The organism is Hyphomicrobium sp. (assembly GCF_035548195.1).
Taxonomy (GTDB): domain Bacteria; phylum Pseudomonadota; class Alphaproteobacteria; order Rhizobiales; family Hyphomicrobiaceae; genus Hyphomicrobium_B.
Genome location: NZ_DASZTY010000023.1, coordinates 1 through 22,303 on the forward strand (window position 1 = coordinate 1; position 22,303 = coordinate 22,303).

The window sequence follows — 22,303 nt, forward strand, 5'->3', positions numbered from 1 at the left end:
TGCCCTTGCGGCCGATGAATGTTTCGTCGATTTCGACGATGCCACCGCCTCCGCCCATAGGAGCTAAGCCGCCAGCGCGCATTGCCTCGCGGATACGGTGCGCCATGAACCAAGCCGCCTCGTAGTTGATTTCCAACGTCCGGTGCAGCTGATGGCTGCTGATGCCCTTCTTTGACGAGCACATCAGATGCACGGCCTGAAACCACTTGTGTAGCGGGATATGGCTGGACTCGAAAACCGTGCCGACGCGGACCGTGAACTGTTTCCGGCAATGGCCGCACTTCTTGAGGCCCGGACGCTCCACGCCTTTGGGGTTTTTCTTGCTCGGCTTGGTGCGGACGCCGCTCAACTTATAGATGCGCTCTTTGCCGCCGCAGTGAGGGCAAACCGGGCCGTTGGGCCAAATTAAGCTCTCCAGCTTTTCGAAAGCTGCGTTTTCGTCGTGAAAATGGGGCTCGCTGAGCGCCGACATGACAAAATTCCCTCTCATTCTGAGAAGGAATATAAGGGCTTAAGGTTGGGTTTGTCAAGCCGATAATCGTCTTGATCGGGGGCACTGTAGGCTTGGTGGAACGGCGGGGTTGGGCAAGCGAATGAGACTGTAGAGGATTGCGTCACTCAAGGCTAAAACGCTTCTTAATCTTGTCTCAGTCGCCGTGTCAGGTCTGCCGATCCGATGCGCTTGTGGCCGGACTGGGTTCAATGTGGAGGACGATAATGCTGGTCTCGATGGCCAAGACGGTGGGACGATCCGGGATCGTCGCGATTGCGCTCCTCGCGGGCCTGCAGACCGCGTCCGCGCAGCAAAAGCCAGCGCCTGCGGCGGGCGTTTCAACGCATCCGGACGTGGGCGACGATGGCGCGCCGGCGCAGGACGACGTCAAACAGATCAAGCTTACTGACGATCAGGTCAAACACTTCATCGCGGCACAATCCGATCTCGCGGCCATCGCTTCAAAGCTTCAGGATGCAGGTGACAAACCGGATCCTGCTTTGCAGGCGGAACTCGAAGGCATCGCGACGAAGCATGGTTTCGGAAATTTCGCCGAGCTGGATGATGTCGCCGCAAATATTTCGATCGTTATGGCGGGGCTCGATTCGAAGACAGGCGATTTCGTCGATCCCGTCGAAGCGTTGAAGAAAGAACGCGATGATGTGCAAAAGGATTCGAGCATTCCGGATACGGACAAGAAGCAGTTGATGGACGAGCTGACGGAAGCCATTAGCACGACGCCGAAGCTGCAATACAAAGAGAACATAGACATCGTGAAAGCCCATAAGGCGGAAATCGAAAAGGCCTTGCAGTAGCGCCGGCAGCGGTCGGCATTGCGCAGGGATCAGGACATTGATGCAAGATTGCCCATCAGGCGCGACCTCTCTTCTGCTTTGCGAAGAGGCGGAACCGGGCGTTGCTTTGCTGACGCTCAACAGGCCGGAAGCACGCAATGCTTTGTCGCTCGCTTTGATCCGCGAGCTTCACGGACAAATCGATAGACTCGGTGCAGACCCGGCCGTGGCGGCGATTATTCTTGCAGCCAAGGGTAAAGTCTTTTCATCTGGGCACGATCTGAAGGAGCTGACAGCACATCGCTCGGATGCGGACGACGGGTTGGCCTTCTTTCGCGAAACCATGCAGGCATGCTCGGCGATGATGCAAAGCATCGTTCGCTGTCCGAAGCCGGTCATTGCTGCCGTCGATGGTCGTGCGACGGCTGCAGGGTGCCAGCTCGTCGCCGCCTGCGATCTGGCGATTGCATCCGAGCAATCCGATTTCGCGACGCCGGGCGTCAACATCGGGCTATTCTGCTCGACGCCGATGGTTGCGCTCTCGCGCAACGTCTCGCGCAAGCGCGCGATGGAGATGTTGCTGCTGGGCGAAGCATTGTCGGCAGCGGAGGCATCGCATTACGGTCTCGTCAATCGCGTCGTTCCGTCCAGCGACGTCATGCTCCAGGCGCGTGCCATGGCGCGAAAGATTGTTTCTAAATCGAAAGCGACGGTCGCGATCGGAAAGGAAGCATTCTATCGCCAGGCCGAGATGACGCTAGCGGACGCCTATGCTTTCGCGAGCGAGGTCATGGTGAAGAACATGATGATTGCTGACGCCGGCGAAGGGATTTGCGCGTTTCTTGAAAAGCGCGCGCCCGACTGGAAAGATTGCTGAGGCGGCTAGAGAACGCATGACTGTTGACGGCCTCAGTGACGATGACGTTCGCGCCATTCTCTCTCGCGCGCGAACGTTTGCCGTCGTTGGGGCAAGCGCCAAACCGGAGCGGCCGAGCAATGGCGTCCTCGCGTTTCTGCTTGCACAAGGCTACGGCGTTCGGCCTGTGAATCCCGGTATTGCCGGTAAGACGGTCCACGGCCAGCAAGTCTATGCGAACCTCTCGAATGTGCCGTGCCCTGTCGACGTCGTTGATATTTTCCGCGCGCCGGACGCTGCATTATCAGTCGTTCGCGATGCGATTGCCGAGAAGGCCCGGCTCGAAGCAACGATCGTCTGGATGCAGCTCGGTGTCATCAACGAGCAGGCGGCATCCGAGGGACGCGCGGCTGGGTTCACGGTCGTGATGGATCGCTGCCCCAAGATCGAATATTCCCGGCTGATGAGAAGATAGTGGGCGCGGAAGCGATTGAAGGCCGTTCCGATCGGCTTTTGGTGCTTATGCCTGCTGTCGGAAGGCCGACAGCAGCAATGCAACGCGGACGCAACTATTGATATGCTTTGTCGGCTGGCAGCGGTCGTTGTTGCAGCCCGCTCAGCGCATCGAGCCGGACATAAGCAGTAGGCGCTGGGGCGCGTGCCAACCGATTGCGCGAACGTTGTGGCATCTCGGTCCTTGCTTCAGCAATTGGGACTATTGGGAAATTTCGCAGTTGACTCCTCGCCGAAATTTATGTGCGTAATGTGCTTGTGACGGTTCCGTTTGCGTGAATACGCAGACGGTGAAAATGGGAACACGGTGCGGCGCGCAAGCGCCAATGCCGAGACTGCCCCCGCAACTGTAAGCGGCGAGTCTTCTTCGCATAAGCCACTGATGGTCTTGCTATTGAGACCTTCGGGAAGGTCGAAGGAGGCGCCTGAGCCGCGAGTCAGGAGACCTGCCGGCACAAGCTGCCCATCTTCCGTGCGTGGGGCGCGGCAGAGCGGAAACCCGTAGCGGCGGCTGTATGTCAACCGGTGGGAAACCTCGCCGGGTCATGCAGGATGCTGCTCGGTGTGAAATTGTGACGTTGCACACGAACGAATGCTTTGGACGGCTGGACTTCGGCCGATCCGTGCATCCTTCAACCGGCAATCAGGCAGACCTGACGCGGTGATTCCACCCATACGACCGGGGGGTCACATGCTACGCGTTCCAACAGGCCGCGTCTTGGGCGCGGCGTTCGCGCTCGCGTCTCTCACTTCAATGCCCGTCAGGGCCCAGGTTCCGGCGTCGCCCGACACCGAGTTGCCGGCAGTTACCGTGACAAGCGGGCCGGATGATGGCGGCCCAGCCGCCAGGACAACAGTAAAAGCGCCTGCGGCAGCTCAGCAGAGTTCAACGCCGCGCAACTCGAGCGATGGGAAAGCCGATAACCCAGCTCGGAGTGAGGACACGTCCAATGTCGCGATATCTCCGACGGGCCTCAGCGAGCCGGTCGATCGAATCGCAAGCTCTGTAACGGTTATTACCTCCAAGGAGATCGAGGCGCATCAGCGCCGGACGCTTCCAGACGTGTTGAAGAGCGTGCCCGGTCTCAATGTGGTTCAGACAAATGGACCCGGCGGCCAGACCTCGGTGTTCATGCGAGGCGCTAACTCAAATCACACGAAGGTTCTGATTGACGGTATCGACGTCAGCGATCCGAGCAATCCCAACCGATCTTTTGATTTTGGTCAAATGCTTGCGACGGATATCGAGCGCGTCGAAGTCCTCCGGGGGCCGCAAAGCGGCCTTTATGGAGCCGATGCGCTTGGCGGCGTCATTCTTATCTATACAAAAACGGGCAAGGGGCCGCCGAAAGTGAATACGATGATCGAAGGAGGCTCTTTCGGCACTTTCAATCAGGCCACGAGCGTCAGCGGCGGCACCGACAAATATAATTACGCCGTCAACATCTCGCATTTTCGCGCCAACGATGTTCCGGTGACGCCGTATTATTATCTTCTGCCGGGCGAGCAGCGGCTCGATAACAACTACGACAATTGGACGTATTCGGCAAAACTTGGCGTCAATCTTTCAAAGGATGTCACCGTAAACTTCGTCACACGGTATACCGACGCTTCGCTTGCATTCATTGGAGACGATTACAGCACCTATCCGTCTCATGCCCAATCGTCCCGCTCGCATCAGGACGTCGACGACTTCTTTTCGCGCGGCGAAGTGGTGTGGCGCACGCTCGGCGGCAATCTTACGAACTATTTCGGCATCAATTACGCCAATCTCCAGACGACGAACATTGATCCGGCGTCGGGCACGGGTTTCAATGAGGGGGACCGCGTCAAATACGATTGGAGAAGCGTGCTTCGCGTGGCGCCCGGCTATACCATCGTGACCGGCGCCGATCACCAGAACGAGCAACTCAATACGCCCGATCTCTTCGCTGAAGAATGGAACAACGGTGTCTTTGCCGAACTTCAATCGGAGATTTTTCGGGATTTCTTTCTGGTCGCCAATGTTCGTTACGACGACAACGAGAACTTTGGAGGTCACACGACTTGGCGCGTTGCCCCGGCGTATCTGATCCAGGCAACGGGCACAAAGTTGAAAGCCAGCGTCGGGACGGCGTTTAAGGCACCGACGCTCAGCCAACGGTTCCAGGATTTCCCGCCATACTTTTTCGGCAATCCGGATTTGAAGCCGGAGGAAAGTTTGGGCATGGACGCAGGGTTCGAACAACAGATTTTCGGCGGGCATGCGCAGTTCGGCGCGACGTACTTTTATAACGACATCACAAACCTGATCGATTCTAACGCAACGTTCACGTCCTATATCAACGTCGGTAAGGCCAGGACGTCCGGTGTCGAAGCGTTTGTGTCGGCGGACATCACCGATAATCTTCGCGTCCGCGCCGATTATACCTATACGGAAGCGACGGACGAAGACACGCACACGCAACTTCTTCGGCGTCCCAGAAATAAGGGATCGATTTCGGCGGGTTGGACGCCGTACGACCCGTTGCTGCTGACGGCCAGCGTTGTTCTGATCGGAAAATCGGCAGATGTCGACCGCGCAACTTCGATAAGCCCCGTCGAGTTGCCGGGCTTTGGGATTGTCAATGTCGCCGCCGATTACAAGTTGAACGACCGCATGTCCGTGTTTGGGCGCGTCGATAATCTCTTCGACCGGCACTACGAAAATCCCGACGGCTTTTTGGCGACAGGAATAGGCGTTTACGGCGGCATTAAATTCACAAACTAGAACTAGCAGGTTCTCTGGCGGGCGGCGGCTCTTTGCGGTATGCAAGCAATCTCCCGATCGCAACGGGCTTCGTCCGTCAGGGATTATTGATAACGATGGAGATGGACATGGCTTTTGATTTGCAGACTCGAGATGGAGAAATTCTAGCAACCCGTGCGGCGACCATCATTTGGGTCGCGCTTATCGCAGCTTTGAGCGTTGGAGGCAGTCTCGCGTTCGCTTGCGCCGCTCCGCTCGCTGCCGTTGCGGCGTTGGCGGGCTGCAAGATGGAGCGCGGGGCGGGTTTGGCGCTGGTGGTTGCTGCGTGGTTGTCAAATCAGGTCATTGGATATGGCGTGCTTGGCTATCCTCAGACATTCCACTCATTCGCCTGGGGAGCTGCGATCGGCGGAGCAAGCATCCTCGCCTTCTTTGGTGCGCATGCGGCATCCGCCTCTGCAGGTAATCGTCCACTATCCCTTGCGATTGGTTTTCTTGCCGCCTTCGCCATCTATGAATTTGCGCTCTATCTTGCGGGCATTCCTCTTTCGGGATCGGCCGAGGCGTTCTCTATGCCGATCGTTACGCGGATCTTCGAAATCAATGTCGTAGCGTTTGCCGGATTGCTCATTTTTCATAGGCTGGCCGTCGCGGTGTCGCTCCTGCCGGGGATCGCCGCACATTCGCCAGAGGTTGCGGTGAGGTAAGACCTTTCGGCGTGGCGAATTCTCGCCACGCCTTAATCGATCGGGTCAGGTAGTGCCTTTTCCGCCGCTTGCTGCATTTCGGCTTCGTGCCGGCGAATATAAAGCGCGATCCATATCAGGGCGGCGGTTGCTGCAGCCGCAGTGGCAATCCCGATGGGTCCCCGGATTTGATGGAACTCGTGCCCGAACGTATAGGCGCCGGTACCGACCAAGCTAGCCCAAACGATCGCCCCTGCGGCATTGGCCGCCAGGAAACGTGGCCAAGCCATTTGGTTCGCTCCGGCCAGGAACGCCGCGAGGACACGTAGGACGGCAATGAAGCGTCCTATGAAAACCACGCTCGTGCCATAGCGCATGAACAGGTACTGACCGAGCTTTATACGGCCGAGCGTCAATCCGATTTTCGAGCCGTAGGTCTTGAGGAAACGCGCTCCAAGCTTGCGGCCTACGAGATAGCCGATGTTGTCGCCGACGATCGCGCCCGATGCTGCGCTCAGAATGATGAGCCCGAGATTGCCGCCATGGGTCCCTACGTAACCCGCCGCGATGATCAGGATCGTCTCGCCCGGGAGCGGAATGCCCATGCTTTCGAGGGCAACGAGAAACGCAATAGCCCAGTAGCCGTAAAGCGCGAGAAACTGGTGCAGGTCGTGGTGTGAAAAGAACGACATATCGCTCCTCAGCCGGCGAGCCATCGATAGTGACGCCAGCGATGGAGGACGATGTCCCGCAGCGCGACAAGACTGTCTGCGCCACCGCGAACGCCGATGCAAAGTGTTTTTGAAAACGGGCTCGGTTCAATCGCAGGCAAGTGCGGCGAGGCGGGTGCCTTTGCCGGTCAGAACGAACTCCAGCCGCTGCGTACGGGCGTTGCGGCCGGCAATGGTTAGAAAGCCGCCATGCTGGTCGAGCGCTGTAATTTCGCGGAGTACGAGTGCGTGCTCGACTCCAAGCTTACGCGCAAAGGTGCGGGTGTCCTTCGCGATTCCAAGATAGTTGGCAGCGAGAAGTGCGGCGCCCAATGGGTTCAGCGAGGTATCGGCGACGCAGATCGCCGATACGATTTGCAGGAAGTCGTCTTCGGTGCGCTCATCTGCGGCTGTTGTCATGCCGCCTGTGCTTGCTCTGCGAGGCGAAACGAAACAAGCACCGACTTTGACGTGGGCGTGTCGCTTTGCTCCCCGGCGCTGCTCAACGGGACGAGCACGTTCAGCTCCGGGTAATAACCAGCGACGGAGCCGCGCGGAATATCGTAGGGCACGACGCGGAAGCTTTTCGCGAGACGCGCAACTCCGTCGTCGTGGTGTCCGATGATATCGACACGATCGCCAGCCTCGACTCCGATCTCGCGCAGGTCGGCCGGATTGACGAACACGATCTGGCGTTCGCCGTAGATGCCGCGGTAGCGGTCGTCGAGGCCGTAAACGGTCGTGTTATACTGATCGTGCGAACGGAAGGTCTGTAGAACGAACAGCCCTTGTTCGCTCGCTGCACGCTGATGGTCCGTTTGATCGGGCAGCTCCGAACTCGAAAACGTTGCCTTGCGAGACGGCGTATTCCAGACGCGATGCTCGACAGCGTTATACAACCTGAATCCACGCGGTCTGCGGACGCGGGTGTTGAAGTCGTGGAAGCCGGGAATGGTTCGTGCGATGAGGTCGCGGATACGGTCGTGGTGATGGGCGAGCGCCTTCCAATCGACGACTTTCGAACCGAGCGTCGCTTCGGCAATTCCTGCGATGATTGCGACCTCGGAACGAAGCTCCGGCGACGCCGGCTTATTGATGCCGCCCGATCCGTGCACCATGCACATCGAATCCTCGACCGTCACGATCTGCGCCACGCCATCGGAATTCCGGTCGATTTCCGTGCGGCCGAGGCAGGGGAGCACGTAGCTCACTTCGCCCGGAAGAAGATGCGAGTAGTTGAGTTTCGTCGCGATATTGACGGTCAGCTTCTGTTTCGTCAGCGCCTTCGCGATCAGCGAGGTGTCGGGAGTTGCGCGCGCGAAGTTTCCGCCGAGCCCGATAAAGGCTTGCGCCGATCCGTCCAGCATCGCACCGATCGCGGCCAATACATTATGTCCGTGACGGCGCGGCATCGGCACGCCGAATTCCTTTTCTAGAGCGTCAAGGAAGGCTTCGGGCGGCTTTTCGTTAATGCCGACAGTGCGGTCGCCCTGGACGTTCGAGTGGCCGCGTACGGGGCAAAGCCCGGTGCCGGGGCGCCCGACATTCCCGCGCAAAAACATGAAGTTTGCAATCTCGCGTATGGTCGCGACGGAATGGCGATGCTGCGTGACGCCCATTGCCCACGTGCAGACAGTGCGTTCCGAGGAAATGTAGACTTGCGCGAGGGCTTCAAGTTCGGTTCGCGATAATCCCGATTGGTCTTCGATTGTAGCCCAACTCGTCGCCTCGACGGCTGCACGATAAAAGTCGAAGCCAGATGTATGCTGTTCGAGAAAACCGCGATCGAGCACAGACGGCTTGCCGGTGGCGATGGCCTCGTCGTCGGCGGCTAAAACGGCTTTTGCCATGCCGCGAAAAGCAGCCATGTCGCCGCCGAGACGCACTTGATAATATTCGCTTGCGATTGGTGTACTGCCGCCGGTCAACATTTCGAGCTTGTTTTGCGGATCGGCAAATCGTTCGAGGCCCTTTTCCCGAACCGGATTAAAGACCGCGATGCGGGCGCCACGCATGGCCGCGCGGCGGAGATCTCCGAGCATACGCGGATGGTTTGTCCCAGGATTCTGGCCGACGACGAAAATCGCGTCGGCTTTCTCGAAGTCTTCGAGTACGACCGTGCCTTTACCGATGCCGATCGCTTGTTCGAGTGCAACGCCGCTCGCTTCGTGGCACATGTTCGAGCAGTCAGGGAAGTTATTCGTGCCATAGAGCCGCACAAAGAGCTGATAGATATACGCTGCCTCGTTGGAAGCGCGGCCAGAGGTATAAAATTCGGCGCGATCGGGGCTGTCGAGACTTTGAAGAATGCGGCCGATCTCGGAAAAAGCTTCGTCCCAAGTGACCTGAACGTAGGTATCGCTCGCTGCATCGTAGCGCATGGGATGTGTCAAGCGGCCTTCGCGTTCAAGCTCATAGTCGGTCCAGCTGCGAAGCGCGCTCACGGTATGCTTTTTGAAAAAGTCGGGACGCACGCGCTTGTCGGTCGCTTCCCATGCGACGGCCTTGACGCCGTTTTCGCAGAACTCGAACGATGAACCGTGCGCTGGATCGCCCCAGGCGCAGCCCGGGCAATCAAAGCCATCGGGCTGGTTCGCCTTGAGCATTGCGACGGCGCCGGAAAGAGGCGCGCCGCTCGCTAATAGCTTCTTTCCGCAACTTCTTAAGGCGCCCCAGCCGCCAGCGGCTTTCGATTTTTTACCAATGAATTCGGGCTTGCCCATGGATGTATCGGAACCTTCCTCGCCGACAGTTTCGTCGTTGTGCATGTGCGAAACGACAGTGTTTCGCAATGCACACAGACGGAATGTCCGTTATGCGAAAAACGAAGATCGGCAGATTTCTCAGTAAGTTAGTCCTGCGTCTGAGGCGCTTCGGCTAAAAATGCCGCGTCGTTCGCCTGGGAGTCTATGCCGAGGCGGGAGAGGTGTGTTCCTCATCGCTCTTGCGGGCGAAGCGCGCTTTGAGCCGTTCGAGCATCAGGTAGATGACCGGCGTGGTGTAAAGCGTCAGCACCTGCGAGACGATCAGACCGCCGATGATTGTAACGCCAAGCGGGCGGCGGATTTCGGAACCTGGACCAATGGCGACCGCCAGTGGAATAGCTCCGAGGAGCGCAGCAAGCGTCGTCATAAGGATAGGCCGGAAACGTTGCAGGCAAGCTTCGTACATCGCTTTTTGCGGCGACAACCCTTGCTCTCGCTCGGCATGGATCGCGAAGTCGACAAGCATGATGCCGTTCTTCTTTACGATGCCGATGAGCAGAATGACGCCGATGAGCGCGATGACCGAAAGATCCATATGCGCCGCCTCAAGCGCCAGCAAGGCGCCGAGCCCTGCCGACGGCAATGTCGAAATGATCGTTAGCGGATGCGCGAGGCTTTCGTAAAGCACGCCGAGAACGATGTAGATTGCAAGCAACGCCGCGATGATTAAGACGCTTTGCATGCGCGCTTGCTCGGCAAACGCCTTGGCGTCGCCTGCCGGTTCACCCCGGATGGTTTCCGGCATGTGCAGCTCTCCGAGTGCCTGCTCGATACCTCGAAGGCTCGTGTCCATGCTGACGCCGGGGCGCAAACTGTAATTGATCGTGACCGAAGGGAACGGTCCTTGATGGTTGATGACAAGCGGCGCCAGTCCCCGTTCGAGCGTCACGAGGCTTGAGAGCGGTACGAGAGCACCTTTGCCGCTTGGTACGTAAATGCGCGCAAGATCGCTCGGATCGCGTTGCTGTTTCGGATCGACCTCGATGATGACCTTATATTGATTGCGATCGCCGTAGATGGTCGAAAACTGGCGTTGGGAGAAGGCGTTCGCGAGTGCCGTATCGATGTCGCTGATCGAGACGTCGAGCTTTGATGCCGTGTCCCGATTGATAACGGCGTTGAGCTGTAGTCCACCTTGCTCGCGATCTGAGCTGACGTCGACGACACCAGGCACGCTACGGACTGCCGCCACCGCTTTGGCGACCCAATCGTAAAGCTTATCGTCGTAGGACCAGAGCGTGTACTGATAATCGGCCTTGCCTTGCCGCGCCCCGGTGCGGATATCGCGTGACGGCATGAGCCGTGTGGCGAGACCGACGATCTTGCTTAGCGGCTTGCGCAGGCGATCGATAACTTCGGCCGTCGGAACGTTGCCGCGTTCGGCCAAGGGCTTGAGGCCAATATACATGCGGCCTTGGTTGAGGGTCGAGTATCGTCCGCCGCTGCCGAATGACGAGCCGACGTTCGCAACTGCCGGGTCCGCCATGACGATTGCCAGCGCGCGATCTTGAAGTTTGCTCATGTTCTCGAACGACGTGTCGGAATTTGCTTCGGTCGCTCCCAGAATCAAGCCCGTATCGTCGTCCGGTAGATAGCCTTTCGGCATCACCTGATAAAAATGAATGGTCAAGGCGATGGTTGCGACAAAGACCGCGAGCATGATCGCCTGATGCCGAAGCGCGATCCGCAGCGTGAACGCATAAGCTTTGACGATTAGCGCGAGGGCTCCCTCGAACAGCCTATCGGCAAGGTATTTCCGATGTTCAGCGCCGCTTTTGATAAAATGAGCACAGATCATCGGGGTCACGGTCAGGGATACAATGGCCGAGATAACGATCGAAAACGTCAGCGTCATTGCAAATTCATGCAGGAGCCGCCCGGCAATGCCGCCCATGAACAGCACAGGAATGAATGCTGCGATCAGCGATACCGAGATCGAGACGACGGTGAAGCCGATCTGCCGCGCGCCCTCGAGCGCAGCCTGCATAGGCTTCATGCCACGTTCCATGTTGCGATAAACGTTTTCAATCATGACGATGGCGTCATCGACGACGAAGCCGACTGCAACAGCGAATGCCATCAAGGTCAGATTGTTGATCGAGTATCCCGCAGCCCACATCGCCGCGCATGTGCCGGCAAGCGATAAGGGGACTGTGATGCCGGCAGCAATCGTCGGAGTCGAGCGCCTCAGGAATATGAAAACAACCGACATCACGAGCAGAATCGTTATTCCGAGCGTCAACTGCATGTCGTAAACGGACGCGCGAATTGTGCCGGTGCGGTCGGATAGGATCGATATATCGATGCCAGCGGGGACCCATTCCTTGAGCTGCGGTAACAGAGCCTTAACGCGGTCGACCGTGTCGATAACGTTGGCCTCCGGCGTCTTCGTAATGATGAGGAGAACCGCGGGCTTGTTGTTGAATCGCGCCGAAGATAACCGGTTCCTAGTCGCTAGAATAACCTTCGCGACATCGCCGACACGGACGATATCGCCGTTGGGCATGTTCTTGACGACGATGTTCTTGTAATCGTCCGGATTGGTCATCTGCGGGTTTGTCGCGAGAATGATGTTCTGCGATCCGCCGTCGATTCCTCCAATCGGGGAGAGATCGTTGGCCGCTTCCACGGCTTGGCGAACTTGTTCCATACTCACGCCCATTGCGGCGGTGAGAGCCGGGTCGACTTGGATGCGGGTCGCGGGCTGATCGGCGCCGCTGACCATCACGTCGGCAACGCCATCGACCTGCGAAATGCGCTGACCGATGACCGTATCGGCGACATCATAAATGTCGCTCGTCGACATGGTGTCGGATGTCAGCGCCAGAATGAGGATTGGCGCGCCGGACGGATTATATTTCCGGAATGTCGGAACCTGCGGCAAGTCTCCGGGAAGGTCGGCCGTTGCGGCGTTGAGGGCCGCCTGGACGTCGCGGCCGGCGCCGTCCGCGCTGCGTGAAAGGTCGAATTGCATCGTGATGCCGGTCGAGCCTAGCGAGCTCGTCGACGTCATTTCTGTGACGCCGGCAATTTCTCCGAGCCTGCGTTCAAGCGGCGCCGCGACGCTTGCGGCCATCGTTTTGGGATCGGCACCCGGGCGCGAGACGCTGACGCGTATGGTTGGAAATTCCATCGACGGCATGCTTGCGACGGGCAGAAAGATGTAGGCCATCGTGCCGGCCAGAAAGAGGCCAACGGCCAGAAGTGCTGTTCCGATCGGACGCTCAATGAAGATGCGCGAGATGTTCATAGCGCTACTCGGCCGCTTCTTCGAAACTGCGCGGAGGTTCAAGCTCTCCCGAAGAGTCCTTGGTAGAGCTGGCGGCTTCCGGTTGCTGTGGAGACGCCCGACCGGGTTTGCCAGCGAAGCGTGCCCGTAGCCGTTCCATCGTCAGATAGATGACCGGCGTCGTGTAGAGCGTTAGCAGTTGGCTCAGCAGCAAGCCGCCGACGATCGTGATGCCGAGCGGGTTGCGCAGTTCCGAGCCAGTGCCGCTTTCGATTGCCAGTGGCAGAGCACCCAGCAACGCGGCAAGCGTCGTCATCATGATCGGTCGAAACCGCAGGAGCGCCGCTTCCATGATCGAAGCTTCGGGTGAAAGCCCGCGCGTGCGCTCGGCGTCGAGTGCGAAGTCGATCATCATGATGGCGTTCTTCTTGACGATACCCATCAACAGGATGATGCCGATCAGCGCGACAAACGAAAGGTCGTGGCCGGTGAGCTCAAGCGCCAATGCCGCGCCGATGCCCGCAGAGGGCAACGTCGTCAGGATCGTAAACGGGTGGATGAGGCTCTCGTATAGAACGCCGAGAACGATATAGATCGTAACGATCGCAGCGAGGACGAGCCACGGCTGGCCTTGCAACGACTTCGAGAATTCCGCCGCATCGCCATAGAACGTGCCGTTCACCGTCGCCGGAAGATTGATGTCTTTTTTTGCAGTATCGATGGCGCGAAGGGCGTCGCTGAGAGAGGCATTCGGCGCCAGATTGAAGCTGATCGTGGTTGCCGGGAATTGGTCCTGGTGGCTTATCGCGAGTGGCGCAGTCTCATATTTCACCGAAGCGACTGACGTTAGTAGCACCTGCGTTCCGGTCGTGCTCGACGGCACATAAAGGCGATTGAGCCGTGAAGGATCGGCGCGATATTCCGGCGCCGCTTCGAGTACGACGCGGTACTGGTTTGACTGCTCATAGATGGTCGAGACCTGCCGCTGCCCAAATGCATTGCTCAAGGCGTCGTTGATCGCCTGCATCGTTACGCCGAGCCGACCGGCGGTCACGCGGTTGACGCTGATCTTCGCAATGAGTCCGCCATCGACCTCTTCCGAGGACACATCGCGCACGTAGGGCGACTCGTTCAGGGCATCCGCCATGCGCTTCGACCATTCGGACACCTCCGCTGCGTCGGTGCTGACCATCGTGTATTGGTAGCGCGCGCGGCTGGTTTGCGTGGAAATCTGAACGTCCTGAACCGGTTGGAAGTGAACGATCGTCCCCGGTATGGATCGCACTGCGTGCTTCAATCGTTGCATCACTTGCGTGACGTTTGCGTGCCTTTGGTCGCGCGGCTTGAGCAGGATTTTGAGGTTGCCGACGTTTTGGGTCGCGTTGAGCTGTCCGATGCCGACGATAGATGCGACGCCGGAGACGTCCGGATCTTGGGCAACGACTTTTGCGACCTCGCTCTGCAATCGCGACATTTCGGAAAAGGATATTTGCGGGCTGCCTTCGACGACCGCGGTAATCGCGCCGGTATCCTGGTCGGGAAGGAACCCCTTCGGCATAATGACATAGAGCCAGATCGTGAGGACGACCGTCAGCAACGCTATAATGAGTGTTGCGGGCTGATGGCGGAGCACGAATTCAAGGGTGACTTTGTAGCCCTGGATCACGCGATCCATGATTCCGCCGAACAGCTTGCCAAGCCTGCCGCTGCTTTCGCGATGTCCGCCCGACCGAAGCAGCCGTGCGCACATCATCGGTGTCAGTGTCAACGACACGATCGCAGAGACGACGACCGCAATCGTGAGCGTCAGCGCAAACTCGCGGAACATGCGGCCGACGAGGCCCGTCATGAAAAGAAGCGGGATGAAAACGGCGATCAGGGACAACGTCAGCGAAATCACCGTAAAGCCGATTTCGCGCGCGCCGTCGAGCGCCGCCTTCATCGGTTTCTCGCCTTTTTCCAGATGGCGCACGACGTTCTCGATCATGACGATCGCATCGTCGACGACGAAGCCGGTGCCGATCGTCAAAGCCATCAGCGACAGGTTATCGACGCTGAAGCCGCAGAAATACATCACGCCGAATGTGGCGATGAGCGAAACGGGCAGCGCGACGCCGGCGATGATCGTCGCGCGGATGGAGCGCAGGAACAGCAGCACGACCATAACCACGAGGCCGACGCTCAAGACGAGGGTGAACTGCACGTCATGGACGGAAGCGCGGATTGTACCGGTGCGGTCGCTGACGATCTTAAGATCGACGCCGGCCGGCATGCTACGTTCGACGCGCGGCAGTTCGTTCTTAATGCGGGCAACCGTATCGATAACATTGGCGCCCGGTTGCCTCTGGATGTCGACGATCACGGCAGGCTTGCCCTGATACCACCCGCCGACACGCGTATTTTCGAGGCTGTCGCTGACCTTCGCCACGTCCTTCAATCTGACCGGCGCGTCATTGCGATAGGCAACGATGACGTTCTCGTATTCCTTGGCGTCTTCGATCTGGTCGTTTGCGGCTATCGTGAATGATTGCTTGGCTCCATCAAGCGAGCCCTTCGGACCTGCAACATTGGCGGCGCTGATGGCGGCGCTGAGATCGGCCATGCTGAGGCCGTAGCTCGCGAGGCGGCGTACATCGGCTTCGACGCGAACGGCGGGTTTTATTCCGCCCTCGACGGAAACGTGACCGACACCCGAGATCGAACTCATGCGTTGTGCCAATAAGGTGTCGGCAAGATCGGAAAGAGATCGGAGCGATTGGGTCTCCGACGTCAATGCCAGCGTCATGATTGGCGTGTCGGCTGGGTTCACTTTCGAATAGGTCGGCGGGTAGGGAAGGTTCTTCGGCAGCGTCGAGCCGGCTGCATTAATCGCGGCTTGAACGTCCTGAGCGGCGGAATCGATGTCGCGGTCGAGGTTGAACTGCAGCGTGATGCGGCTCAGTCCGAAGGAGCTCGTCGACGACATCGTCGCAAGCGCCTGAATCTTTCCGAATTGCTGTTCGAGCGATGCAGTCACGAGCTTCGACATCGTGTCGGGGCTCGCGCCAGGGAGCTGCGTCGTGACTTCGACTGTCGGAAAATCGACCTGCGGCAGCGACGAGATCGGCAGCGAGAAATAGCCGAGGATGCCACCGAGCAGAGTCGCTAGCGCCAACAGCGATGTCGCGATTGGCCGCTCGATAAAGGGCCGCGAAACGCTCATGGCGATGCGCCGTTGTCCTTGTGATGCCGACCGTTATGACGTCTGCCCGACTTCGCGGCGTCCGTCATCGGCGAGGGGTTGACATTCGAACCGGTAACGAACGGCGCGCTGCTTGCCGTGTCGGAAGGGAATTGGTTTTCATTGGCAAGATTTGCCGCCTTGCCGCGTCCGGACCGGCGCTGTGCCGAGGGGGCCGCAGAATCTGCACCTGGCGGCGGTGATTTGCCGTCGCTGACCGAAACCTTCGACCCGTCCTTGAGACGGCCGAAACCGCTGGTCACAAGCTTTTCTCCCGGCGTGACGCCTTCGGCGATAATCGCTTGTTTCTCATCCTGACGCGAAACTTTTACGGGCCGCATCGAGACGGTATTGTCAGATTTGACGACGAAGACGTATGTGCCCTCGGGGCCGCGTTGAATAGCTTCGGTCGGTGCGGCGACGACGTTCTTAAGCGTATCGACGAGCACGCGCACGTTGACGAACTGGCCGGGCCAAAGTTGCCGTTTATCGTTCGGGAAATTCGCCTTGAGACGGATCGTGCCCGTCTGCTGATCGACCTGATTGTCGATGACCTCAAGCTTGCCGGTATCGAGTTCCGATTGGCCGTCGGTCGAAAGAGCCTGCGCGCTCAATGTTCCTTCCGTGGCGATCGCTTTGGTCAGCGCCGGAAGATCCTGCTGCGGAAGCGTAAACAAAACAGAGATCGGCTGCACCTGGGTGATGACCACGATCCCGCCCGCGTCTCCCGCGTGGACGAGATTGCCCTCATCGACGAGACGGATGCCGGTGCGGCCGTCGAACGGCGCGACGATGGTCGTGTAGCCAACGATCGCTTTCGCATTCTCGATGGCGGCGGCATCGGATTTGATCTGTGCCTCCTGCTGCGCGATCAGTGCTTTCTGCGTATCGATCTGCTGTTGAGAGACCGCCAGCGTTCCGACCTTTTCATAACGTTCCAGGTCATGCTTGGTGTTTGCAAGCAAGGCTTCGTCCAGGGCTTTCTTCGCGACAGCCTGGTCGAGTGCCGCCTGATACGTGACGGGATCGATTTTCGCCAGCACGTCGCCCTGCTTGACGTCCTGGCCTTCTTTGAAGTTGACGCTCAGCAGTCGCCCATCGACTTGAGCACGCACGGTCGCTGTATTGAGTGCTTTCACAGAGCCGACGCCCTCGAAGTAGACCGGTACGTCCGCCGTCTGAACATCCTTGGCGATGACGGCAACCGGTCCGCTGAAAGCGCCGCGATGGCTACGCCCGTGTTTGCCGGAGGCCGACTTGCCCGTGTGCATGATGTAGTAAGTGCCGCCGCCGATAGCGCCGATCACAAGGAGCGTAAAAAGGGACCGCAGTATTCTCATTATCGATCGCATCCAGGTTGATCGGTCAGGGTGCCTCTAGTCGTCAGGACCGGAGCAGAAAGTGCACTCCGAAGTCCAGGATCCGGAAACGCGCCGCCAAGGTAAATCCGTTGCAGAACCCCAGGTGGCAGGGCGCGGCCGTCTTCCGCCCAGATACGTGGATTTGGCTAGTCCGCAGTGCCGTAGGCCACGATAAGCTCAGGAGCTTTGCTAAGCGGTAACTAAGGCGGGCTTGGTACTGCAACCAATCGGTACAGAAAATTGAGCCGGGTCGATTAGAACGGCCAAGCAGGGGCGATCCGTCGCTGATCGCTGCGGCGGGCGCCAAAGCCCCAAAAAGTGAAGGGGTGCGCGATTGTCGCGCCTCGGTGCTTGAAGCGGACGGCTTATTCCTGAAATAGGATTCGCGGTCGCGGGCGGCGCCGTGCGAGACCGCCGCCCGTGCTTAATCATTATGCTGAAATGAATTCAGCCCAACGCTACCGTTTCTGGGAAAGTCCGGCCTCAGCCCGTCGCTTTAGGGACGAACTTCAGGGCGACGCCGTTCATGCAATAGCGCAACCCGGTCGGCTTCGGCCCGTCATCGAAAACATGGCCGAGATGGCCGCCGCAGCGGCGGCAATGGACTTCCGTGCGGGTCATCAGATAGCTGTTGTCTTGTTCTGTCGAAACGGCGTTATCGAGTGGTTTCCAGAAACTGGGCCAGCCGGTGCCGCTATGGAATTTCGTCTCGGAGGAAAAGAGAGCCAACGCGCATCCCGCGCAGAGGTACGTTCCCGTTGCGTCGTTTGCGTCGAGCGGTGAGGAGCCGGGACTTTCGGTGCCTTGTTTGCGGAGAACGTAATATTGCTCCGGAGTCAAAATCTTCTTCCACTCCGCGTCAGTCTTCGTCACCTCGAATGTCTTCGTTCCGGCCTTTGCCTGGGTTGGATGCACGAATTCGGAAGCGCCTTTAAGACCGATAGCGCCGCCCGCCAGAGCGAGGCCGAGTTTCGAGAAATCGCGTCGGGAATACATGGCTTTCACCTTGGGATTTGGAGTTCCTCCTGACGGCGAGCGCGCCGTTCTCCGATAGGGTACGTGCGTTGCTTACGCTTCGTTTCAGCAGAATTGCCGGCCTCTATGACAATTCGACAATATCGATCCGGCTCTCAACCGAGATGCCGGTCGGGCTCATCCGGCATCGATAGCAGAGCATTTCGACGCCGGCGGCGAGTGCCGTTTGGAACGCAGCGGCGTACATAGGGTCAATATCGCTCGCAAGCTTGAAGCGTTCGGCATCGCCGCGCTGAACGAGAAAGATCATGACTGCCCTGTGGCCCGCCGCGACCATTGCCGAAAGTTCGCGCAAGTGCTTGGCGCCGCGTTCGGTTTTGCAGTCGGGAAATTCCGCGAGCCCGGCCTCGCGCATCAGATGCACGTTCTTGACTTCGACATAACAGGGACGCGGATCGGGGGCGTTCTCCAGGAGCAGGTCGATGCGGCTATTCTCTCCGTATTTGACTTCCCGGCGCAGCGACGCATATCCGGCGAGCTCGGGCATCGTGCCTGAACCGATCGCTTCCGCAACAAGAGCATTCGGCCGGCCTGTATTGATGCCGACAAGGTGCGGGCCGCTGCCGAGATCGTGCTCGATCATTTCCCAGGTATGCCGGTATTTGCGCGTCGGGCTGTCGTTTTCCGAAAGCCAAACCGTCGATCCCGGCGTGGTCAGTCCGAGCATCGATCCGGTGTTGGGGCACGATGCGGTTACGGTCACGCCGCCCGAAATCAGGACGTCGGCAAGGAAGCGCTTGTAGCGCTGAATGAGTTTTCCGGGGACGAGGGGATTTGCGAAGTTCATGCTCCGCATATCGAACTGAACCGGACGGCAGAGCAAGTGTTTCGAGCAGCGCAGCGCGATGATATGACGACGGCGTAGATGTGATTGACGGGGGCCTGGCTTGGGCAGCGAGCGGATTGTAACGGCGGCACAACTGGTGATTGGAGATGAGATCCTTTCCGGGCGTACGAAGGATCGGAATATCGGCACGCTTGCCGAGCATCTGACGAACATCGGGATCCGGCTGAAAGAAGTGCGGATCGTCCCTGATGAGGAAATCGAAATTTGCTCGGCGGTCAACGCGCTTCGGGAGCGTTACGATTATCTCTTCACGACTGGCGGGATCGGTCCCACCCATGATGATATAACTGCCGAGAGCATCGCTAAGGCGTTAGGCGTGCCGATCGCCATTGACCCGCGCGCCGAAAAGATGATGCGGGAGCATTATGCTAAACGCGGATTGGGAATGACCCCGGCGCGTCTCCGGATGGCGCGCATTCCTGCTGGGGCATCGTTGGTTCCTAATATCCTCTCCGGCGCGCCCGGATTTCGCATCGGCAACATCATTGTCATGGCCGGCGTGCCGGAAATCATGTCTGCGATGCTCGCAGCTGTAACGCCCGAACTTAAAACCGGCGATAAACTTCTTTCAGTTACGATTGCCGTTGAGCGTCCCGAAAGTGAAGTCGCCGACATTTTAGCGGCGCATCAGCAACGCTATCGCGATGTCGCAATGGGAAGCTACCCGAAGCTCCGCGATGGCAAACCGGTCGCCGATCTGGTGTTGCGTTGCGCCGATTCTGCGCGGCTCGCCGAAGCGGCTGAAGCGCTGAAGTCTGCGCTGGACCTCTAATTGTTTGACGCGAAAAGCAGCCTCAGTTGAGCGACAGCCGATCGCCTTCGTCGCGTTCGAGGGTTATCCGCGTTCCACGTTCGGGCTCGGCTTCGACAAACAGCTCATACTGGCTATCGAGTGCGTCAAGGAATGCGGCGGCCATGTCGAGTAGCGGTCCGAGAGCGATGCGCTTGGCAATAAGGAAGCTGTCGTCGATCGTCAGTTCCGCGGCCGAGCGGACCGATGCCGCATCGGGCGCGATCAAGCCCCTGCTTCTGACGTAAGAGATGATATCCTCGCCGGAATCGAAGTCTTCGCTGCGTGCATCGCCGCATTCCGTCACCGCATCGAGCAGGACGTTCGTTCCGGAAGCGAAGAGCGTGCCGACGGCGCGAAAGCGATCGTCGACCTCGGCAAGCGACCGCGCATGTGTCCGGGCCTTCAGCACGCGTGCAACGAGCATGAGTTCAAGGCCGCGAACGTCTTCGGCAATCCTCCGCTGGCGAAGCGCGAACTCAGCGGGATCGCCCGGATTTTCAGCAAGCGCTCGCCAGTCGTGACCGCGCGCGATGAGGTCTTCCCCAGCCGCGAGGACCCCGTCCAGATGATCGGCAAGCATATAGACCGACAACGGCGCACGCGCAGCATACCTGGACATAACCCACCCCTCGCAACGGAATTCCGCAACTTGATAAGACGAAGGTGGACTGATTCGCGCGTTAGGAACCAGCCGATTTGCGCGGTGCAAACGGCCTTTGTGGAGGAATGAGGATAACGTGTGGAGATGTTCCGCGTGCCGCCGAAACCTTCGAGCAGGCGAGTTCGGCGCCGCTGTTAAACGGTGGCTGCGAGGCGCACGCGCAGCTTTCGACGCGGGATGCCGATGATTTTTGTGACCGTTTTTGTCGAGGCAAGCGGATTTATGTTCGCAGGCTTGGGGCCACCGAAACGCGGGGCCTGGAGCCTGACCGATTTGTGTCCGAGCACCAGTTCGGCGCCGTTGCAATCACGTGTCGGTTTTCTTGGGATTTTTTGCGCGGCGCGTGCTTTGCGGGTGCGCGTTTCTTTTAATCTCTGATCGAGCGGGGGTGTTTCGATGCCGATCCTGCGCGCGCGCAGTCTCGTTCCGCGTCGGCGGATGATAACCTGCTGCGTTCCAGGTGCGACGACGGTCGTCTCGTCAACAATGGGAGCGGGTGAGAGGCGCGTGGACTCCCGTACCAATGCCGCCGGCGTCTCTACGGCCGTCGCTATATCACGGGGTGCCAGCGTGGCGCGCACGTCGGCCTTGAGTAGCGGTTGCTGCGGACGTTCCACAGGTACTGGCGTGAGAGCCTCGGTTTTGGTTGGCGCAATCGTTGCGCGTACGCTTGCCGCAGCGGCTGCGGGCTGGGGAGCGGGAGGTTTCGCCGTAACGGGGGGCGGCGGCGCTATCCGGGTAGACGGAGGTGCGAAAGCTGGTGTTTTGTCAACCGCAATAGAGGTTTGGGAGAGAGCCGGCGCTGCTGGCTCCGGATCGGTGACCGGCGTCACGCTCGATCCGCTGTCGAAATCCGGCTTTCGCTTCAGCAAGCTCTCTGCCAGGCGATACGAGAGTGCAAACCCGACGACGAAGAGCAAAGCCCAAACGAGAATTTCCGGAGTCACAGGACACCCCCACGTGCTGATCCAGAGCGGACAGCCTCCGGCAAATGACGTGATGGGTCAACTGGTCAAACGCACAAGATTCATAACTGCCGTTTTTCCTGGCAGGCTGCCTGCCGGCTAAGCGCGGTCTTTCATGCGCTCTATGCTGGGGCTCTGAGACGTGCGGCACGCGCCGGACGCTCTAGTGGTGCGTGACCTGTTTCCTGTCTTTCTTGATCCAGCCGCAACGCTCTTCCTTTGCTGTCCATTTGCAGCGACGCTCGGAGAATGCAGCGGAATCCGATCCGTCTACGATTGTGCTTGCGTGCGCAGGGGCCGCTAATGTTGCGAGACTGGGCGGCAGCAGTGCTGTCGCTCCGAGTAGTGCAAGCGCGCCGAACGCTAAGCGCACAACATGCTGTTGCTGGCGATGACCCATAACTGTTCCCCCTCTCAGACGTCCCGTCGTGTACTTCTGCAATGTGTATATCGTATAATATAACAAATTGCAAGATGATGACGTGGCGTGTTCAACAACGGGGTGGGACAGGAGACGCCGCTTTGTCGTGATGCGCGACGTGGAAGTGGGAAGTGGGAAGTGGGAAGTGGGAAGTGGGAAGTGGGAAGTGGGAAGTGGGAAGTGGGAAGTGGGAAGTGGGAAGTGGGAAGTGGGAAGTGGGAAGTGG

General features: G+C 58.9%; 17 protein-coding genes and 1 riboswitch. Of the genes, 6 read left to right on the top strand and 11 right to left on the bottom strand.

What is annotated here, in order from left to right:
* Positions 1-472: IS1595 family transposase (locus VHB22_RS08415; RefSeq protein ID WP_325456520.1), on the bottom strand; the 472-nt coding region annotated here is incomplete at its 3' end.
* Positions 473-717: 245 nt separating this feature from the next.
* Between VHB22_RS08415 and VHB22_RS08420 the strand changes: the two genes are divergently transcribed.
* The 5 genes from VHB22_RS08420 (at position 718) to VHB22_RS08440 (ending at position 6,091) form a co-directional block, all read left to right on the top strand.
* Positions 718-1,308, top strand: a complete 591-nt coding sequence (locus tag VHB22_RS08420) for a hypothetical protein (protein WP_325456521.1) — start codon at positions 718-720, stop codon at positions 1,306-1,308.
* Positions 1,309-1,348: 40 nt separating this feature from the next.
* On the top strand, positions 1,349-2,164 hold the full coding sequence (locus tag VHB22_RS08425) for an enoyl-CoA hydratase (protein WP_325456522.1): 816 nt from the start codon (positions 1,349-1,351) through the stop codon (positions 2,162-2,164).
* Between the two features lie 16 nt (positions 2,165-2,180).
* A complete protein-coding gene (locus tag VHB22_RS08430; protein WP_325456523.1) occupies positions 2,181-2,618 on the top strand; it encodes a CoA-binding protein in 438 nt (145 codons plus the stop codon).
* A gap of 283 nt (positions 2,619-2,901) precedes the next feature.
* A riboswitch (cobalamin riboswitch) is annotated at positions 2,902-3,124 on the top strand.
* Between the two features lie 223 nt (positions 3,125-3,347).
* Entirely contained in the window at positions 3,348-5,405 is a 2,058-nt protein-coding gene (locus VHB22_RS08435) for a TonB-dependent receptor plug domain-containing protein (RefSeq protein ID WP_325456524.1), read from the top strand.
* 107 nt (positions 5,406-5,512) lie between these two features.
* Positions 5,513-6,091 carry a hypothetical protein gene (locus VHB22_RS08440; RefSeq protein ID WP_325456525.1) on the top strand — a complete coding sequence of 193 codons (579 nt, stop codon included), beginning with the start codon at positions 5,513-5,515 and terminating at the stop codon, positions 6,089-6,091.
* 32 nt (positions 6,092-6,123) lie between these two features.
* Here VHB22_RS08440 and VHB22_RS08445 read toward each other — a convergent pair whose 3' ends face one another.
* The 8 genes from VHB22_RS08445 to sfsA form a co-directional block, all read right to left on the bottom strand.
* Positions 6,124-6,762: a DedA family protein gene (locus tag VHB22_RS08445; protein ID WP_325456526.1), complete on the bottom strand. Its 639-nt coding sequence runs from the start codon at positions 6,760-6,762 to the stop codon at positions 6,124-6,126.
* 126 nt (positions 6,763-6,888) lie between these two features.
* A complete protein-coding gene (locus tag VHB22_RS08450; protein ID WP_325456527.1) occupies positions 6,889-7,200 on the bottom strand; it encodes a hypothetical protein in 312 nt (103 codons plus the stop codon).
* Positions 7,197-9,503 carry an FdhF/YdeP family oxidoreductase gene (locus VHB22_RS08455; RefSeq protein WP_325456536.1) on the bottom strand — a complete coding sequence of 769 codons (2,307 nt, stop codon included), beginning with the start codon at positions 9,501-9,503 and terminating at the stop codon, positions 7,197-7,199. Before VHB22_RS08455 ends, VHB22_RS08450 begins: the two co-directional genes overlap by 4 nt.
* 184 nt (positions 9,504-9,687) lie before the next feature.
* A complete protein-coding gene (locus VHB22_RS08460; protein WP_325456528.1) occupies positions 9,688-12,795 on the bottom strand; it encodes an efflux RND transporter permease subunit in 3,108 nt (1,035 codons plus the stop codon).
* Between the two features lie 4 nt (positions 12,796-12,799).
* Positions 12,800-15,976 (bottom strand): efflux RND transporter permease subunit, encoded by a 3,177-nt coding sequence (locus tag VHB22_RS08465; protein WP_325456529.1) that lies wholly within the window; start codon positions 15,974-15,976, stop codon positions 12,800-12,802.
* The gene (locus VHB22_RS08470; protein ID WP_325456530.1) at positions 15,973-17,334 is read right to left on the bottom strand and encodes an efflux RND transporter periplasmic adaptor subunit; all 1,362 of its coding nucleotides are present in this window, start codon (positions 17,332-17,334) and stop codon (positions 15,973-15,975) included. Before VHB22_RS08470 ends, VHB22_RS08465 begins: the two co-directional genes overlap by 4 nt.
* Positions 17,335-17,838: 504 nt before the next feature.
* Positions 17,839-18,351, bottom strand: coding sequence for a peptide-methionine (R)-S-oxide reductase MsrB (gene msrB / locus VHB22_RS08475; protein WP_325456531.1), 513 nt, complete (start codon positions 18,349-18,351; stop codon positions 17,839-17,841).
* Between the two features lie 103 nt (positions 18,352-18,454).
* Positions 18,455-19,177, bottom strand: coding sequence for a DNA/RNA nuclease SfsA (sfsA, locus tag VHB22_RS08480; RefSeq protein WP_325456532.1), 723 nt, complete (start codon positions 19,175-19,177; stop codon positions 18,455-18,457).
* 100 nt (positions 19,178-19,277) lie between these two features.
* On the opposite strand from sfsA, the gene VHB22_RS08485 reads away from it, so the two are divergent.
* On the top strand, positions 19,278-20,009 hold the full coding sequence (locus tag VHB22_RS08485) for a competence/damage-inducible protein A (protein WP_325456533.1): 732 nt from the start codon (positions 19,278-19,280) through the stop codon (positions 20,007-20,009).
* A gap of 22 nt (positions 20,010-20,031) precedes the next feature.
* On the opposite strand, the gene VHB22_RS08490 is transcribed toward VHB22_RS08485, so the two are convergent.
* Positions 20,032-20,649 carry a hypothetical protein gene (locus VHB22_RS08490; protein WP_325456534.1) on the bottom strand — a complete coding sequence of 206 codons (618 nt, stop codon included), beginning with the start codon at positions 20,647-20,649 and terminating at the stop codon, positions 20,032-20,034.
* 176 nt (positions 20,650-20,825) lie between these two features.
* Complete coding sequence (locus VHB22_RS08495; RefSeq protein ID WP_325456535.1) at positions 20,826-21,638, bottom strand: hypothetical protein; 813 nt, start codon at positions 21,636-21,638, stop codon at positions 20,826-20,828.
* Between the last annotated feature and the right edge of the window lie 665 nt (positions 21,639-22,303).

Bases quoted from the DNA above. Each gene is read 5' to 3' on its own strand.
- VHB22_RS08490 (WP_325456534.1), bottom strand. From the start codon at position 20,649: ATGTCCAGGTATGCTGCGCGTGCGCCGTTGTCGGTCTATATGCTTGCC.
- VHB22_RS08465 (WP_325456529.1), bottom strand. From the start codon at position 15,976: ATGAGCGTTTCGCGGCCCTTTATCGAGCGGCCAATCGCGACATCGCTG.
- VHB22_RS08460 (WP_325456528.1), bottom strand. From the start codon at position 12,795: ATGAACATCTCGCGCATCTTCATTGAGCGTCCGATCGGAACAGCACTT.
- VHB22_RS08420 (WP_325456521.1), top strand. From the start codon at position 718: ATGCTGGTCTCGATGGCCAAGACGGTGGGACGATCCGGGATCGTCGCG.
- VHB22_RS08445 (WP_325456526.1), bottom strand. From the start codon at position 6,762: ATGTCGTTCTTTTCACACCACGACCTGCACCAGTTTCTCGCGCTTTAC.
- sfsA (WP_325456532.1), bottom strand. From the start codon at position 19,177: ATGAACTTCGCAAATCCCCTCGTCCCCGGAAAACTCATTCAGCGCTAC.
- VHB22_RS08430 (WP_325456523.1), top strand. From the start codon at position 2,181: ATGACTGTTGACGGCCTCAGTGACGATGACGTTCGCGCCATTCTCTCT.
- VHB22_RS08470 (WP_325456530.1), bottom strand. From the start codon at position 17,334: ATGAGAATACTGCGGTCCCTTTTTACGCTCCTTGTGATCGGCGCTATC.
- msrB (WP_325456531.1), bottom strand. From the start codon at position 18,351: ATGTATTCCCGACGCGATTTCTCGAAACTCGGCCTCGCTCTGGCGGGC.
- VHB22_RS08450 (WP_325456527.1), bottom strand. From the start codon at position 7,200: ATGACAACAGCCGCAGATGAGCGCACCGAAGACGACTTCCTGCAAATC.
- VHB22_RS08440 (WP_325456525.1), top strand. From the start codon at position 5,513: ATGGCTTTTGATTTGCAGACTCGAGATGGAGAAATTCTAGCAACCCGT.
- VHB22_RS08435 (WP_325456524.1), top strand. From the start codon at position 3,348: ATGCTACGCGTTCCAACAGGCCGCGTCTTGGGCGCGGCGTTCGCGCTC.
- VHB22_RS08425 (WP_325456522.1), top strand. From the start codon at position 1,349: ATGCAAGATTGCCCATCAGGCGCGACCTCTCTTCTGCTTTGCGAAGAG.
- VHB22_RS08455 (WP_325456536.1), bottom strand. From the start codon at position 9,503: ATGGGCAAGCCCGAATTCATTGGTAAAAAATCGAAAGCCGCTGGCGGC.